This window comes from Streptomyces sp. NPDC006872 (assembly GCF_040635845.1).
GTDB lineage: Bacteria > Actinomycetota > Actinomycetes > Streptomycetales > Streptomycetaceae > Streptomyces.
This window is the reverse complement of record NZ_JBEYIL010000019.1, coordinates 59,936-76,149: the sequence shown is the minus strand read 5'-3', so window position 1 is coordinate 76,149 and position 16,214 is coordinate 59,936. Positions and strand designations below refer to the sequence as shown.

Genomic DNA, 16,214 nt, shown 5'->3' with positions numbered 1-16,214 from the left:
CACCGTGCACGGGAGGCAAGGAAAATGGGCGACAAGGCGAATGCACATCCCGGAGCCGCCGGCAGGGCTACAGCGGCCGACCACCCCGCGTCCGTACGGAATGTGGTGCTGGTCGGCCACTGCGGATCGGGCAAGACGACATTGGTGGAGGCTCTCGCCCTCACGGCGGGAGCGGTGAACCGGGCGGGCCGCGTGGAGGACGGCGGCACCGTCTCCGACTACGACGAGATCGAGCACCGGCAGCAACGCTCGGTGCAGCTCTCCCTGGTGCCCGTCGAATGGGACGGCATCAAGGTCAACCTCCTCGACACCCCTGGATACGCCGACTTCGTCGGGGAACTCAGGGCCGGTCTGCGCGCCGCGGACGCGGCCCTCTTCGTCGTCTCGGCGGCGGACGGCGTGGACGGCTCGACCCGCATGGTGTGGGAGGAGTGCGCGGCCGTGGGGATGCCCCGCGCGATCGTCGTCACGCACCTGGAGGCCGCCCGCGCGGACTTCGAGGAGATGACCCGGATCTGCGCGGAGGCCTTCGGCGGCGACGACCCGGACGCCGTCCTGCCGCTGTACCAGCCGCTGCGCGGGCCCGAGGGGCCCGACGGGCACGCGCCCGTGACCGGGCTGACCGGGCTGCTGTCCCGGACGCTGTTCGACTACTCCTCCGGCGAGCGCAAGGAGTCCGAGCCGGGCGAGGACCAGCTGCCGGACCTGGAGGAGGCCCGCAACCGGCTGATCGAGGGGATCATCGCCGAGAGCGAGGACGAGACCCTCATGGACCGCTATCTCGGCGGCGAGCAGATCGACGTCAAGACGCTGATCGAGGATCTGGAGCGGGCCGTCGCGCGCGGCACGTTCTTCCCCGTCCTGGCGGCCGCCCCCGCCGCCGAGGGCGCCCGGCAGGGCCTGGGCACGGTCGAGTTGCTGGAACTGGTCACCAGGGGCTTCCCGACGCCCCTGGAGCGCGAGGCGCCCCGGGTGACGACGGTCGACGGCAGGCCGCGCGACCTGACCTCGTGCGATCCGGACGGGCCGCTGGTCGCCGAGGTCGTGAAGACCTCCTCCGACCCCTACGTCGGCCGGGTCTCCCTCGTCCGGGTCTTCTCCGGCACGCTGCACCCCGACGAGACCGTCCACGTCTCCGGGCACGGACTCGCCGACCGCGGCCACGAGGACCACGACGTCGACGAACGCATCGGCGCCCTGTCCGCGCCGTTCGGCAAACAGCAGCGGACCCTGACGCACTGCATCGCGGGCGACCTCGCGTGCGTGGCGAAACTCGGCCGCGCGGAGACCGGCGACACCCTCTCCGCGAAGGACGACCCACTGCTCATGGAGCCCTGGCAGATGCCCGACCCGTTGCTGCCGCTGGCCATCCAGGCGCACAGCAAGGCCGACGAGGACAAGCTCTCGCAAGGGCTGGGCCGGCTGGTCGCCGAGGACCCGACCATGCGCCTGGAACAGAACCAGCACACCCACCAGGTGGTGCTGTGGTGCCTCGGCGAGGCCCACTCGGACGTCGCCCTGGAGCGGCTGCGCTCCCGCTACGGCGTCCAGGTCGACGTCGTCCCGCACAAGGTCTCCCTGCGGGAGACGTTCGCGGCGCGGTCCGGCGGGCGCGGGCGGCACGTCAAGCAGTCCGGCGGGCACGGCCAGTACGCCATCTGCGAGATCGAGGTGGAGCCGCTGCCGGGCGGCGCGGGCATCGAGTTCGTGGACAAGGTGGTCGGCGGCTCGGTGCCGCGCCAGTTCATCCCGTCCGTCGAGAAGGGCGTGCGCGCGCAGGCGGCGAAGGGCGTGGCGGCCGGGCATCCGCTGGTCGACATCCGGGTCACGCTGCTCGACGGCAAGGCCCACTCGGTGGACTCCTCCGACGCCGCGTTCCAGACGGCCGGCGCGCTCGCGCTGCGGGAGGCGGCGGCCGAGGCGACGATCCATCTCCTGGAGCCGGTGGCCGAGGTGAGCGTCCTGGTCGGCGACGACTACGTGGGCGCCGTGATGAGCGATCTGTCGGGGCGGCGCGGGCGGGTGCTGGGCACCGAGCAGACCAGCGGCGGTCGCACTCTGGTGCGGGCCGAGGTCCCCGAGATCGAGATCGGCCGGTACGCGGTCGATCTGCGTTCCCTCTCGCACGGCACGGCGCGCTTCCAGCGCGCGTACGCCCGGCACGAGCCGATGCCGGCACAGGTCGCCGAGCGGGTCCGCCAACAGACGCAGGAGGGCTGACGGTTGGTGCCCGAGCCGCCTCAAGTGGCCGGAGCGGCACCGTAGTGGAACAGTTCCCTCCGATTCGGCGGGCGGCTTCGGCCGTCCGCCGACGGATGTCGGCGCCTGCGGATACGCTGATGACCTGATCAACAGGTGTGCGGAGCACGGAAGTCGGGAAGGCCGCAGAAGCGAGAGTGGCGGCGATCGGGGGCGGGAATGACCGTTGACAGCGGTTACGCGGACATCTTCGGACCACAGGTGCCGCAGACGGGCGACGGCGGGCAGACGCCGACGTTCGGCCTGGCCTCGGCGGCCTACCGGGACAACCCGGTCGAGGACATCAAGAAGGCCGACAACGAGTGGCACCAGACGGCTGTCAACAGCGGCCGCAAGTGGGCCCGGATCTTCCGGCCCAACCTCGGCGAGGCGTTCTCGCAGGCGGTGATCGACCGCATGCTGGGCGTCGGCCGCAGTCCACTCATCCAGTCCTTCGGCAGCGATCCGCAGGTCGTCGTCGAGCACTGCCTCGCGGCCAACCGCATCCGCCGGGAGCGCGACCAGAAGCTGACCGGCGTCATGCTGCTGTGCGGACTGCTCTTCCTGCCCGGCCTGTTGGTGTGGCTGCTGGTCTTCCAGCTCCGGGCGACCATGGGCAAGCAGGAGAACAAGCGAGTGTCCGGGCTCGCCACCGGACTGCTCGTCGCCGTCGGCGCGCTCGCCGTGATCTTCCTCGTCAAGATTCCGTTCACCGGCTTCTGGGGCTGGTACGCGCGCGGTTGCGTCGTGGCGCCCGTGGCCGGCTGGTTCCTGGCCAAGCGGATCTGCGAGGGCACCGCGAAAGACCTGCGCGAGCGCTGGGACAGCCTGCTGTCCGGCGGCAGCGTCGGCGCCAAGGTCCCCGAGGCGGTGCCGACCAGCCCGAACCAGACGGCGGCGGAGCAACTGCGTCAGTCCCTGGCCCGGCTCAGCGCCGAGCAGCAGTCCAACTCCGTCTTCTACGCCGGCCCCAAGGGCATACTCGGCATGGGCACCCGCTGGGGCGCCTGGCATCTCGCCGAGGAGCTGGTGCCGACCGATCCCAACAAGGGCGTCCACCAGTTCCGGAGTTGGACCGTCGTACGGGCCATCCACGACCAGCTCACCGTGCTGAACCGGCAGAGCCTGAAGACCGGCGGCTTCCCGCCGCCCGCGGTCCGGCACTGGATCGTCACCCCGGTCGGCGAGAACGCCAAGGCGGTCTCCCGGCCGGAGGGCACCAACGTCGAGGCCTACCAGGTCAAGCCGAGGGCCATAGAGGACATCTGCAACAACCAGCAGTTCGGCGGCGGCGACCGGCACTACCTGGGCGTCCAGTGGCCGCTCTGGGACGGCCAGTTGATCATCACCATGCTGATCACGGTGACCGTGCTGCACGAGACGCTGCGCATCGAGGTCACCGGACACGCCCTGGGCCCGGTGAACGGCCTGTTCACCACCAAGTCCGAGGCCCCCACCAAGACCGTCGCCAAGAGCGTCCGGTTCTGGGAGACGCGCACGATCAAGCTTCCGCTGGTCACCGCCGACGAGGTGGTCCGGCTGGCCGCGCGCGCCACGATCAGCTGGTACCCGCCGCTGCTGAAGTGGCTCGGCGGCTCCATAGGCCTGCCCGAGCCCTTCGGTCTGCGGCACGCCTGGGCCGACCAGCCCTGGCGCCACCGCTTCATGGCGGACGACGCGCTGCGGGCGGCCACCCCGGTGCTGCGCGTGGTGCACACGGCCGCGCTCAAGGTGCTCAAGGAGCACGACGTGAACATCGAGAAGTTCAGCTCGCGCTCGTCGGTGCTCAGCGGGGCCGTGCAGGATGTGGCGCCGAAGAAGGCGGACACCTACGACGCGTAGGCCTCCGGCGGTTGGGCGGCTTTGTGGTGCGGGTGGTCTGGGGTGGCCGGTCCTGGGGGCTGCCGCCCCCAGACCCCCGCTTCGGCCTGCGGCCTCGTCCTCAAACGCCGGACGGGCTGGATGGCGCTAGGTCGTCGGCCAGGCTTCCGCCAGCATCTTTCTCGTGTCCGCCAGCAGCTGGGGCAGTACGCGCGTGTGGCCCACCACCGGCATGAAGTTCGTGTCGCCGCCCCAGCGGGGCACGATGTGCTGGTGGAGGTGGGCGGCGATGCCGGCCCCCGCGACCGTGCCCTGGTTCATACCGATGTTGAAGCCGTGTGCGCCGGACGCGGTGCGCAGGGCCGTCATCGCCTGCTTGGTCAGCTCGGCGAGCTCGGCGGTCTCCGGCACGGTCAGGTCGGTGTAGTCGGCCACATGCCGGTAGGGGACGGTCATCAGGTGGCCGCCGTTGTACGGGTACAGGTTCAGCACCGCGTACACATGCTCACCACGGCGGACGATCAGACCGTCCTCGTCGGATTTCGCCGGGATCGAACAGAACGGGCAACCGTCGTCGGCCCCCGGGCCGGTCGGCTTGTTCTCGCCCTGGATGTAGGCCATCCGGTGGGGCGTCCACAGGCGCTGGAACGCGTCCTGCGTACCCACTCCGATCTGCTGCTCCGGCTCACTCGTCATGCAAGGCAGCATATTGCTTCGCCCGTTCGCGGCGTGTCGGCGGGGTTCGGGGAAAAGCTCCGCGGGCCAAGCTGGGCCGATGGACGAAGACAGCCGTCAGGCCCGCTGGGAACAGCGCACCGAGCTCCCCCTCGCGTTCGCCTCCGTGGTGTTCCTCGCCATGTACGCCGTCCTGGTCCTCGCCCAGGGTCTGCCCGGCGTCTGGCGGGACGTGTGCACCGCGGTACTGACCGCGACATGGGCGCTGTTCGTGATCGACTACGGGGAGCGCTGGCGGCTCAGCGGACTGCGGCTGGGCTTTGTGCGCAGGCACAAGCTGGACACCGTGGTCGTGGTGCTGCCCCTGCTGCGCCCGCTGCGGATCGTCAAGGTGTACGAGGCCGTACAGCGTCGGCACGGCCAGCCGCGGCTGTCGCTGCACGCGCGCGTGATCACCTACGCGGGCCTGACGACGCTGCTGCTCGGCTTCGCGTGCGCCCTCGCCGTCTACGACCGGGAACGAGGAGCACCGGGCACCACCATGCACTCCTTCGGGGACGCCCTGTGGTGGGCGTGCGAGACGCTGACGACCGTCGGCTACGGCGATGTCGTCCCGGTCACCTCCGGGGGCCGGACCATCGCGGTCGGGCTCATGGCGTGCGGGCTTGCCCTGCTCGGCGCGGTGACGGGGTCGTTCTCGTCCTGGCTGATCCAGGTGTTCTCCCTGAAGGAGGACTCCGCCGACGGCGGCGGGCCCCCGGAGAACTGAATCTCCCCGGGGGCCCGCCGCACGACCGGATCAGATCTGCGTACGCTCCTCGACGACCTTCGCGATCTTCGCGATGGCCTCGTCGAACGGGATGCCGTTCTCCTGCGAGCCGTCGCGGTAGCGGAAGGACACCGAGCCGTTCGCCATGTCCTCGTCGCCCGCGATGACCATGAAGGGCACCTTCTGCTTCTGGGCGTTGCGGATCTTCTTCTGCATACGGTCGGAGGAGGAGTCCACCTCCACCCGCAGGCCCTGCTTCTTCGCGGCCGAGGCGAACTTCGCCAGGTACTCCACGTGCGCGTCGCCGATCGGGATGCCGATCGCCTGGACCGGGGCCAGCCACGCCGGGAACGCGCCCGCGTAGTGCTCCAGGAGCACCGCGAAGAACCGCTCGATGGAGCCGAACAGCGCGCGGTGGATCATGACGGGGCGCTGCTTGGCGCCGTCCGGACCGGTGTACTCCAGGTCGAACCGCTCGGGCAGGTTGAAGTCGAGCTGGATGGTCGACATCTGCCAGGTGCGGCCGATGGCGTCCTTGGTCTGGACGGAGATCTTCGGGCCGTAGAACGCGGCGCCGCCCGGGTCGGGCACCAGGGGCAGGCCCTGCTTCTCGGCGACCTCGCGCAGCGTCTCGGTCGCCTCCTCCCAGGCCTCGTCGGAGCCGACGAACTTCTCCGGGTCCTTGGTGGAGAGCTCCAGGTAGAAGTCGTTCAGGCCGTAGTCGCGCAGCAGGCCGAGGACGAAGGTGAGCGTCTTGTCGAGCTCCTCCGACATCTGCTCACGGGTGCAGTAGATGTGCGCGTCGTCCTGGGTGAAGCCACGCGCGCGCGTGAGGCCGTGCACGACGCCCGACTTCTCGTACCGGTACACGGTCCCGAACTCGAAGAGGCGCAGCGGCAGTTCACGGTACGAGCGGCCGCGCGCGTCGAAGATCAGGTTGTGCATCGGGCAGTTCATGGGCTTGAGGTAGTAGTCGACGCCCTCGTCGAGCTGCATGGGCGGGTACATGCCGTCGGCGTACCAGTCCAGGTGGCCCGAGGTCTCGAAGAGCTTCCCCTTCGTCGCGTGCGGGGTGTAGACGAACTCGTAGCCCTCCTCCTCGTGCCGGCGGCGCGAGTAGTCCTCCATGACCCGGCGGATGATGCCGCCCTTGGGGTGGAAGACGGCGAGGCCGGAGCCGATCTGCTCGGGGATCGAGAACAGGTCCAGCTCGGAGCCCAGCTTGCGGTGGTCGCGCTTCTCGGCCTCGGCGAGGAAGTCGAGGTGGGCCTTCAGCTCCTCCTTGGAGGGCCAGGCGGTGCCGTAGATGCGCTGGAGCATGGGGTTCTTCTCGCTGCCGCGCCAGTACGCGGCGGCGTTGCGCATCAGCTTGAACGCCGGGATGTTGCGGGTGGTGGGCAGGTGGGGACCGCGGCAGAGGTCCTTCCAGCACAGGTCTCCGGTGCGGGCGTCCAGGTTGTCGTAGATCGTCAGCTCGCCGGAGCCGACCTCGACGTCCGCGCCGTCGTCGCTGGAGGCGGCGCCCTTGAGGCCGATCAGCTCCAGCTTGTAGGGCTCGTCGGCGAGCTCCTCGCGGGCGGCCTCGTCGGTGACCACGCGGCGGGCGAACTTCTGCCCGCGCTTCTGGATCTCCTGCATCTTCTTCTCGACGGCCTTGAGGTCCTCGGGCGTGAACGGCTTCTCGACGTCGAAGTCGTAGTAGAAACCGTCCTTGACCGGCGGGCCGATGCCCAGCTTGGCCTCGGGGAAGAGCTCCTGCACGGCCTGGGCCATCACATGCGCGGTGGAGTGGCGCAGGATGTTCAGGCCGTCCACGGAGGAGATCTCGACGCCCTCGACCTCTTCGCCGTCGGAGAGCACGTACGACAGGTCCCTGAGCTCGCCGGCCACTCGCGCGGCGATGATCGAGCGCTCGCCGGCGAAGAGGTCGGCGGCCGTGGTGCCCGTCGTCACCGTGCGCTCTTCCCGCTCGGAATCGCGTTGGATGATCACACGGACATCTGACACCGGTCTCTCCTGACTGAAGGGGGTTGCGGCGCCATACCGGGAGCGCGCGCAAGAGGCGATCGTACCGACCCGCACCCGCCTACCGCGAAATCATTCCTCGCGGTCCTCCCCGCCGCAGGCCTCCTCGAAGAAGTCGAGGTTCTCCTGCAGCGACTTCAGCAGCCGGTCCCGCTCGGCGTCGTCCACCTGCACGGGCACCACCCCGCAGGCGCCGGTGAGCCTGCGGAACCCGCCCCTGCTCTCCAGTCGGCCCTGCACCCGCACCGGCAGCCCGACCAGGTGGGCCTGCCCGGCGATGCGGTAGTCCTCCTCGTCGAGGGTGAGCCGGACGTGCGGGATGTCCGCGCCGGCCAGCACCCGCAGCCGGACGCTGCCGTCGCCGCGCGGCCCCGACCTGCGCATCCGGACGACCGTGCCGGTGACCCGCACGGGCACGGAGGGCTCCTCGCGAAGGTAGCGGGCGCCGGCCGCGCGCAGCACGGAGAGGTCGCCGGGCGAGAACTCGACCGGTTCACCGCCCGAGGCGCAGTCCTCGGGGACTCCGGCGGCGGGCGACCACTCGACGGCGATCCGGGCGCCCTCGGCGCCCCGCACGAGCGCGATCAGCGCCTCGGTGAGCTCACGGCTGGCGCCGGCCTCCACGGCCCCGTCGAAGGCGTCCATGCCGCCGGTGGCCCGCTGGTAGTCGATGGCCTCGCGGACGGCGTACAGGGCCTGGTGGAGGCGTACGGCGAGGGGGCGGGCGACGGCGACGGGCGCGAAGGCCGTCAGCCGGCGCCCGCCGACCGCGGAGCCGACGAGGACGCTCTCCAGCGTCGCCAGGGCCGCGCGCCGGTGCCGGGCGCCGTAGTAGCCCGCACGCGCGCGTGTGGCGAGCGCGCCGGCGAGCAGCATCTGACGGGCGGCGGCGCGCAGCTGTTCCTCGACGGCCCAGGAGGCGGCCCCGGCGGGCCCGGTCGGAGCATCCCGCCACCAGCGGATCTCGTCGCTCGGCACGGCGAGCCCGACGAGCACCTCGCGCGCGGAGGGCGTGCCGCTGCGGGCGAGCGCCAGGAGCGCCTCGCCGACCAGGTCGTCGCTGTCGGGGAAGGCGCGGCTCTCCGGCACGAGCAGGCTGATCCCGCCGCCGCCCGGTCCGGGCGGGGTCCAGCGGCCGTAGCGTCCGGCGGCGCCGCCGCGCCGCTGCCAGCCGTGCCGGCGCAGCAGCGCGCCGAGTACGGCCGGGTCGACGTCGCCGGGGTCGGGGTCCTGGTTCCAGTGGGCCACGGGGTGCGGCCGTACGGCCCGCAGTGGCTCGTCGAGGGGGCGGTGGGTCATGGTCTGCCTCCCGTCCCGGCCCGCGTCATGATCTCGCACAGCGCCCGGTCGTCGAAGATGCGTGTGGTCGGTATCCGCACGGTGGTCCGGGTCCGGCCGGTGATCGGGTGGCCGGCGAGATTGACCCAGTAGCAGCAGTGCCGCAGGTCGAGGCGGTCGTGGCCGGCGCGCAGCCAGTCGTCCTGGGCTCTGGGCACGAGCATCACGACGAGGATCTTGTGCACCGACACCGGGGTACGGGCGAGCTTGCGCAGGTGGTCGTTGTCGAGCGTGAAGGAGAAGAAGCGGCCAGGCGGGTTGGGCCGCACCTGGTAGGTGGCCTTGAGCTGCACCTTGATGGTGACCTCGTCGTCGACCGTGTGGCCGGGCGAGCCGTGGCTGACGTGCCAGTCGATGCCGTTGTCCGGAAACGGCTGCGACAACGAGCAGCCGGCCGCCGCCGCGACGGCGTGCAGATAGCCCACCTGCAGTGTCTCCATGCAGGCGGTGGTGGCGAGTGTCCCGCGGTGAATGCCCTCACGTTCGGGCAGCAGCCCGCCCCGCTCGGGCTGCGCTATCGCCATGACCAACAGCCTTCCACGCAATGCCGATACCTGTGACGGGCCCGCTGAACTGCAAAGACCCGTACTCGTGTTGTGTCCTTCCGGCGTACGGCGCAAACAGCCCGGGTATCACCAAACAGGCAGAAGACGGTGCGTCAGCTGCCGTGGGTGAACGAGGGGTTGAGTAGGTATGACGTACTGGTACGAGGGCCCTCTGGCCGCTTTCGACACGGAGACGACGGGCGTCGACGTGGAGACCGACCGCATCGTGTCGGCCGCTCTCGTCGTCCAGGACGCGCCGGGTGTACGGCCGCGGGTGAGCCGCTGGCTGGTGAACCCGGGCGTGCCGGTGCCCGCCGGGGCGACGGAAGTGCACGGACTGACGGACGAACACCTGCAGCGCAACGGCCGCTGGCCGTCGCCGGTGATGCTCGAGATAGCCGAGCTGCTCGCCGAACAGGCCGCCGCGGGACGCCCGTTGGTGGTGATGAACGCGCCGTTCGACCTGACGCTGCTCGACCGCGAGCTGCGCAGGCACCGCGCCTCGTCACTCACCGACTGGGTGGACGCGACGCCGCTGCGGGTGCTGGACCCCCGGGTCCTGGACAAGCACCTGGACCGCTACCGCAAGGGCCGGCGCACGCTCACCGACCTGTGCGCGCACTACGAGGTGACGCTCGCCGACGCGCACGACGCGGCGGCGGACGCCCTGGCCGCCCTGGAGGTCGTCCGGGCGCTGGGCCGGCGGTTCGCGGCCCGGCTGGAACGGCTGACCCCCGCCGATCTGCACGCCCTGCAGACCGCCTGGCACGCGGCCCAGGCGCGGGGGCTCCAGGCGTGGTTCGCGCGCAGCGGGACTCCGGAGACGGTGGACACGTCGTGGCCGCTGCGTCCGGAGCTGCCGGCGGCGGCATGAAGGCAGGCCGGCATGAAGGCGAGCCGGCATGAAGAAGACCGGTCCGCGCATTGCGGACCGGCCTTTTCCCGGTGGGCGATACTGGGTTCGAACCAGTGACCTCTTCGGTGTGAACGAAGCGCTCTCCCACTGAGCTAATCGCCCGGGAACGGACTGAACAATACAGGTCCCCGCGTGCTTCCTTCAAACCGCTTCCAGGTGCGCCGTCAGGCCGCGCCGTCCGGCCCGCATCATCAGCCGGTGGTTCAGCCGGAACACCGGCCGCCCGGGCACGGCGAGCCGCCGCAGCAGCGGCTTGTTGACCTGGACGACCTGGTCGTAGCGGGCGAGGGCGCCGGGGCCGTCGGCGGTGATCGTCCAGCGTGCCCAGCCGTCGAGGTCGCCCGTCATCGCGATCTCCAGCACCCCGGCCACGGCGTCGCGCCGCACGGCACGGGCGGTGAAGGTCAGGTCGTACGGGAGGAGCGAGCGGATGCGGATGACGCCGGTCGTGTCGTCGAGCCGGTTCACCTCGCGGACCTGACGCCACCAGCTCGGGTAGTCCTCGGCCCGCTCCAGCACGTCGTACACACGGGCGGGCGGCGCGGGCAGGGCCCACAGGCTGCGGAAGCGGTAACGGGTCCAGTCCATGGGCAGAGTGTGCCCGCGCGCGGGTCCGACCGACGGCATCCGGCGACGGCATTTGAGTACGTTCTGAGTACGTGCGCTCATGCCGGCGCACGTGACGCGGACCACACTCCGAGGCATGACGCATTTTCCGCCCCCGGCCGAGGAGCTGCGGCTCCTCGACACCGAGCTGAGGCAACTGGACGCCCGTCGGGCCCAGTTGCTGGCCCGCCGCTCCTGGCTGGTCGCCACGCTCCAGCAGGCGGTACGGCCGACCCCGGCGCAGTGGCCGAGCCGGCCGACGCCTGCGGGGCCGTCCGCCCGCCCCGAGGCCACCGCGCCGGGCGTGCAGAACGCGCTCCTGCTGCTCGGCGGCATCCTGCTCACCATCGCGGCGATGGTGTTCACCCTGGTCAGCTGGGGTCACCTGGGGATCGCCGGCCGGTCCCTGGTGCTGGGCGCGGTCACGGTGGCGGTGCTCGGCGCGCCCGTGGCGCTGCTGCGGCAGGGGCTGCGTTCGACCGCCGAGTCGGTGGCGGGCCTCGGCCTCGCGCTGACGGTGCTGGACGCCTACGCGCTGCGCGAGGCCGCGTTCACGGCGGCGGACGGCACGACGTACGCGGCGGCCGCCGCGACCGCGCTGGCGGCGCTGTGGTCGGTGTACGGCACGGCGCTCGCCGCGCTGCCGGGCTCGGCCAGGGTGCGGCTTCCCCGCCCGGCCGCCCTGGCGGTCGCTCAACTCGTGTTGCCGCTCTGGGCGATCGCGGCCGGCGGCGGGGCGCACACCGTCACGGCCGCGGTGCTGCTGACGGCCGCGGCGGACGCGGTCGTGGCGCTGCGCGTGTCCGAACGGCCGCTGCGGCTCGTCGCCGTGGTGGGCGCGTTCGGCACGGGCGGCTGGGGCGTCCTGGCAGCCGGTCTGCTCTCCGTGGACGCGGCCGGTGCGGGCGCTGCCGCCCGGGCTGCGGCGCTGCTCTGCCTCGCGGCGGCGATCGCCCTGGGCGTGTCCCGGTTCGCCCCTCGGGCCGACCTCGCGACGGGGACGGCGGCGGCCGGCGCCCTGTGCGTGGTCGCCGGCCTGGGCGGCGTCCTGCGGGTGTCGCTGCCCGGCGACTGGACGGTGCCGGCCTATCTGGCGTGCGGTATCGCGCTGTTGGCCGTCGTGCGGGGCCCGGAAGCCATGCGCCGGGGCGTCGCCTGGGCCTCCGGCGCCGTCCAGGCGGGCGCGGTGCTGTGGGCGGTGCCGGCCGTCGGCGTCACGCTGTTGGGACCGACGGCGTGGCTCGGGCACATCTGGTCCGGGGCCCCGGCCGACGCCCGGGTCGCGGCCTCGGTCGACGCCTTCTGGCCGCCGCACGCCCTCACCGTGCCCCTGACCCTCGCCGCGGTCGCCGCGGTCCTGGCGACGGCGGTCCGCAGCGAGGAGTGGCGCGCACAGGCCCTGACCGCCGCGCCGGCGTTGCTGTGGGCGGCGGCGCTGGTCACTCCGGCGGCGCTGCAACTCCCGTACTCGGTCGGCCTGTCGATGCAGGGACTCCTGACCCTGGTGCTCCTCGTGCCGACGGCGCGGACCGCCACCGGGACGGCCCTGGTCACCTCCCTCGGCCTCGCCTTGCTCTCCCTGGCCACCGAGCCGACGACGTTCATCGTGCTCGCGGCGCTCACGGCGGCCTTCGCGGCGACCGCCTGGCGCGGACGCCTGGCGCCGGTGTCCGCGGCCGTCTCCCTCGGCTACGCCACGGCCCTGGCCTGCACCGTGGGCGCCTGGGCCGGCTGGCGGCCGGAGCACATCGCGCTGCTGGTCCTGGTGGTCCCCGTGGTCGCGGCCCTGGTCGCAGCCCGGATCGGCGACCCCGCGACCACGGTCGCGGTGGAGGCGGCCGGAGCCTTCGCCGGCCTCGTCGCCATCGCTCTCGCGGTCCTCGACCTGCCGCTGCTCGCCCTGGTGCTGTCCCTGTGCGCGGTGATCGCGGCAGGCACCGCCGTACGCCCGGACCGCCGCTCGGTCGGTTACGCGGCCGTCGCGCTCTTCGTGCTGGCCGCGTGGGTGCGCCTGGCGGCCTGGCGGGTGGGGCTCCCGGAGGCGTACACCCTGCCGGTCACGGTTCCGGCGCTGTTCGTCGGGGCCCTGCGCCGCCGCCGCGACCCCGCGGCCTCCTCCTGGACGGCGTACGGTCCCGGGCTCACCGTCACGCTCCTGCCGAGCCTCGCCGCGGCCTGGGGAGACGTCGAGTGGAACCGCCCCCTGCTGCTGGGCGCGGGCGCGCTGCTGCTCACCCTGCTCGGCGCCCGGCACCGGCTGCAGGCCCCGCTCGTGCTGGGCGGCGCGGTGCTCGCCCTGGTCACGCTGCACGAACTCGCCCCGTATCTCGTCCAGGTGACCGACGCGCTCCCCCGCTGGGTGCCTCCCGCCCTCGCCGGACTGCTGCTGCTCGCACTGGGCGCCACGTACGAGCGGCGGCTGCGCGAGATCCGGCGGGTGCGGGAGGCCCTGGGGAGGATGAACTAGCCCTCGGCTACGGCATCTTGTCGCCGAGCAGGGCCAGGTTCTCGATGGCGGCGAGGCCGTAGAGCGATGTGTCGTTGGTGGACACCCAGGTGGCCTCGCTGCCCGCGACCAGGGCGGCGGGGCCGCTCACCGGCTCCGTCTTCCACGGCGAGGACTCCATGTAGCCGTCGGAGCTGTAGAACTTCGTCCACGCCCGCTTGGCGAGCACCTCGTCGCCGGTCTGGACGGCGGCGTAGGCGTCGAGGCGCGAGTGGCCCTGGAAGAGCAGCAGGCTGCCGAAGTTGCTGCCGTAGCGCGCCGCCTGTTCGGCCTTGGTGGCGTTGAAGTAGCGGCAGTAGTCGAAGTAGGCCTGGTCGAACTTCGGCATGTCGACCAGGTGGATGAGCTCGGCGCACAGTTCGTTGAGGCCGAACACGGCCGACAGGTGCGAGACGCCGACGACCGGGGCGGGGGCGACGGCGAACCTGCCGGTGTCGAGGTCGTACAGCCCGCTGCCCTGTACGAAGCCGTTGGGCTGGGCGGCGATGGTCTCCATGGTGGACAGGACCCGCGCCTTGGCCTTCTCCCACTTGGGGCCCTTGCGCTCCCACTCGGTCAGCCACGCCGACACCAGGCCGCTCCAGTCGGTGCCGAAGCCGATCGACAGGGCGTGCCGGTCGGGCGTGTAGGGCTCGGTGCGGATCTTGCGCAGCGGGTCCAGGGCGAGGAACGTCTCGTCGGAGTCGACGTTGGCGTGCATGAGGTCGCCGACGCGTTCGTCCGCCGTGAGGAAGTAGTAGTAGCGGCGGTAGGTGGTGTTGGCGATGCGCTGCTGCTTGGCGCTGTCCGCGTAGTGCTGGACTCCGTGCCGGGTGCCCAGGCCCGCCCACTGGCCGATGTGGTAGACGTCGACCTCGCCGGTGTGCCGGGTCATCGCCTCGGCGAAGCGGAAGATGTCGGCGCGGCCGGAGCGCAGGTAGGCGAACCAGAGCCAGAGGTCCGGGGACAGCTCGGAGTTGTCCCAGGCGTAGCCGCCGATGTCGTACCGCCACTGGTGCCGGACGGTGTCGTAGGTGTGCATGATGTCGCCGTAGTCCCAGAAGCCGTACCAGCGGCGCTGCTCCACCTGGTCCTTGTAGTAGGTGAAGAGGAAGTCGAGGTGGTCCTCGATCTTCGCCTTGGCGGGGGTCGAGCGGTCCGGCTCGGAGTAGAGGCCGGGGCCGAAGACCTTCGCCTTGATGAGCTGCTTCGGCGGGGCGGCGAGCTGCGGCAGCACCCGGACGGCCTCGACCTGTTCGGCGAGCGTCTCGGGGGTGGGCGTCGACCCGTTGGCCCAGAACAGGAGTTCGGAGGTACGGGCGATCCCGTAGGGGGTGCCGAAGCCGGGCTCGTAGTCCTCGTAGGTGATGTTGAGGCCTTCGAGCTGTTCGGGGAAGGTGTCCTGGCCCATGCCGTCGTGGTAGAAGCGCAGGTCCATGGGCTGCGCCTCGGGCGACCAGAGCCAGAGGGTGACCTCGGCGGCGTCGGTGTGCGCGTCCCGGATGTCGAGCTGCGCGGGGTGCTTCTCCCAGAAGTCCCTGAGGCCGAAGGAGAATCCGCCGCTCGCTCCGCCGACGTACCCGAAGCCGGAGGCCCGCTTGCCACCGCCGGCGCCGACCCAGCCGTAGCCCTTCTTGGTGCGCTTGCGGAGCGTGAAGCCGTCCGCCGAGAGCTGGGAGAGGGTGTAGTCGCCCCACTCGGGGATGTACTGGAGGCGGGTGGTGACCCGTTGGTCCCAGGTGGCGGGGTCGGGGAGCTTCTGGCCGGCGTACTGGGCGGCCTGCACCGCCGCGCCCGGGTCTCGGCGCAGACCGGTGATGCCCTTGACGGCCTCGCGCAGCAGTCCGGTGCCCTCGCCGCCGATGCGGATGTGACGGTCGTAGGACTCGTCGCGCATCGGGACGGTGAAGCGGACGCCGATGCCGCGGACGAAGTCGCCGCTCGCCTTACCCGGCTCCTGCTTCCCGTCGAAGGTGACGGTGTGCACCATGCGGAAGGAGTCGGCGCCCGCGTAGAAGTAGAGGCGGATGGAGAACGGGAGCCAACTGCGGCTGCCCTTGCGGTGCTTGCCGTCGATGCGGACGACCGCGCGGACCGGGCCGGACTGCTCGACGGTGACGCCGTCGATGGCGCCCTCGAAGCGCTCGGTCTTGACCGTGCCCTGGTCCTCGTCCTCGATCTCGGGCTGGCGGATCAGGACCAGTCGGCCGTTCTTGGCGATCTCGGTGGAGCCCCGGGTGACGGACTTGATCAGCGTGGCGCCCGACTTGCCGATCTTCGCGGTGATGACGCCCGTCGACACGTCGATGGTGCCGCCGCTCTTGTCGACGGTGACCTTCTGGGCGGGGGCGGCCGGGACGCCGGCGGCGAGGGTGAGCTTGCCGGTTCCCGAACTCACCGCGTGCGCTGTCCACTTGAGGGAGCCGTCCGGCCAGTAGGCGAGCGGCCAGGACTGTACGGGGACGTCCTTGCCGGCGGCGTCCGTCAGCGCGAAGGTCTGGTCCTCCTGGTACGCGCCCATGGGCCAGGGCACGCCGAGCGTGGAGCCGGGGGCGGCGCCGAGGCCGCCGTCCTCCAGCCAGTCCAGGGTCACCGGGTCCGCGTCGGCCGCGGCGGCTCCGGGCGCGGCCTCGGCGTCCTTGGCCCCCAGCGCCCAGCTGAACTGTGCGGCGGCGCCGGCGACGGCCGCCGCCTTGAGGAGGGACCTGCGGGGGATGGGAGACATGAGATGCGGCCTTCCTTTCCGTTCCGTGCGGGATACAGAGCAGGGTGATCAGGTGCGATCAGAAGTGATCA

General features: G+C 71.7%; 11 protein-coding genes and 1 tRNA gene. 5 read left to right on the top strand and 7 right to left on the bottom strand.

Annotated features, from left to right (window positions below; translation table 11 throughout):
• Window positions 1-24: 24 nt before the first annotated feature.
• Both ABZ725_RS40885 and ABZ725_RS40880 read left to right on the top strand, forming a co-directional pair.
• Complete coding sequence (locus tag ABZ725_RS40885) at window positions 25-2,220, top strand: elongation factor G-like protein EF-G2 (protein ID WP_358807438.1); 2,196 nt, start codon at window positions 25-27, stop codon at window positions 2,218-2,220.
• Between the two features lie 198 nt (window positions 2,221-2,418).
• Complete coding sequence (locus tag ABZ725_RS40880) at window positions 2,419-4,080, top strand: hypothetical protein (RefSeq protein ID WP_351907911.1); 1,662 nt, start codon at window positions 2,419-2,421, stop codon at window positions 4,078-4,080.
• 126 nt (window positions 4,081-4,206) lie between these two features.
• Here the strand turns inward: ABZ725_RS40880 and ABZ725_RS40875 are convergent, their stop codons facing one another.
• Window positions 4,207-4,767 carry an HIT domain-containing protein gene (locus tag ABZ725_RS40875; RefSeq protein WP_358807437.1) on the bottom strand — a complete coding sequence of 187 codons (561 nt, stop codon included), beginning with the start codon at window positions 4,765-4,767 and terminating at the stop codon, window positions 4,207-4,209.
• A gap of 67 nt (window positions 4,768-4,834) precedes the next feature.
• Here ABZ725_RS40875 and ABZ725_RS40870 point away from each other — a divergent pair, with 67 nt between their 5' ends.
• Window positions 4,835-5,503 carry an ion channel gene (locus tag ABZ725_RS40870; RefSeq protein ID WP_358807436.1) on the top strand — a complete coding sequence of 223 codons (669 nt, stop codon included), beginning with the start codon at window positions 4,835-4,837 and terminating at the stop codon, window positions 5,501-5,503.
• A 30-nt stretch (window positions 5,504-5,533) separates the two neighbouring features.
• Here ABZ725_RS40870 and thrS read toward each other — a convergent pair whose 3' ends face one another.
• From thrS to ABZ725_RS40855, 3 genes are all read right to left on the bottom strand, one after another.
• On the bottom strand, window positions 5,534-7,510 hold the full coding sequence (gene thrS, locus ABZ725_RS40865; RefSeq protein WP_358807435.1) for a threonine--tRNA ligase: 1,977 nt from the start codon (window positions 7,508-7,510) through the stop codon (window positions 5,534-5,536).
• 90 nt (window positions 7,511-7,600) lie between these two features.
• Window positions 7,601-8,827 carry a hypothetical protein gene (locus tag ABZ725_RS40860; RefSeq protein ID WP_358807434.1) on the bottom strand — a complete coding sequence of 409 codons (1,227 nt, stop codon included), beginning with the start codon at window positions 8,825-8,827 and terminating at the stop codon, window positions 7,601-7,603.
• Window positions 8,824-9,390, bottom strand: coding sequence for a DUF4365 domain-containing protein (locus ABZ725_RS40855; protein ID WP_351907921.1), 567 nt, complete (start codon window positions 9,388-9,390; stop codon window positions 8,824-8,826). Before ABZ725_RS40855 ends, ABZ725_RS40860 begins: the two co-directional genes overlap by 4 nt.
• A gap of 169 nt (window positions 9,391-9,559) precedes the next feature.
• Here ABZ725_RS40855 and ABZ725_RS40850 point away from each other — a divergent pair, with 169 nt between their 5' ends.
• Window positions 9,560-10,285: a 3'-5' exonuclease gene (locus ABZ725_RS40850; RefSeq protein ID WP_351907923.1), complete on the top strand. Its 726-nt coding sequence runs from the start codon at window positions 9,560-9,562 to the stop codon at window positions 10,283-10,285.
• A gap of 72 nt (window positions 10,286-10,357) precedes the next feature.
• On the opposite strand, the gene ABZ725_RS40845 is transcribed toward ABZ725_RS40850, so the two are convergent.
• Together ABZ725_RS40845 and ABZ725_RS40840 are read right to left on the bottom strand one after the other, a co-directional pair.
• Window positions 10,358-10,429 (bottom strand) — tRNA-Val (locus ABZ725_RS40845).
• Window positions 10,430-10,468: 39 nt separating this feature from the next.
• On the bottom strand, window positions 10,469-10,915 hold the full coding sequence (locus tag ABZ725_RS40840) for an SRPBCC family protein (protein WP_358807433.1): 447 nt from the start codon (window positions 10,913-10,915) through the stop codon (window positions 10,469-10,471).
• 79 nt (window positions 10,916-10,994) lie between these two features.
• On the opposite strand from ABZ725_RS40840, the gene ABZ725_RS40835 reads away from it, so the two are divergent.
• Entirely contained in the window at window positions 10,995-13,400 is a 2,406-nt protein-coding gene (locus tag ABZ725_RS40835; protein WP_358807432.1) for a hypothetical protein, read from the top strand.
• A gap of 7 nt (window positions 13,401-13,407) precedes the next feature.
• Here the strand turns inward: ABZ725_RS40835 and ABZ725_RS40830 are convergent, their stop codons facing one another.
• On the bottom strand, window positions 13,408-16,143 hold the full coding sequence (locus ABZ725_RS40830) for a Tat pathway signal sequence domain protein (protein WP_358807431.1): 2,736 nt from the start codon (window positions 16,141-16,143) through the stop codon (window positions 13,408-13,410).
• Between the last annotated feature and the right edge of the window lie 71 nt (window positions 16,144-16,214).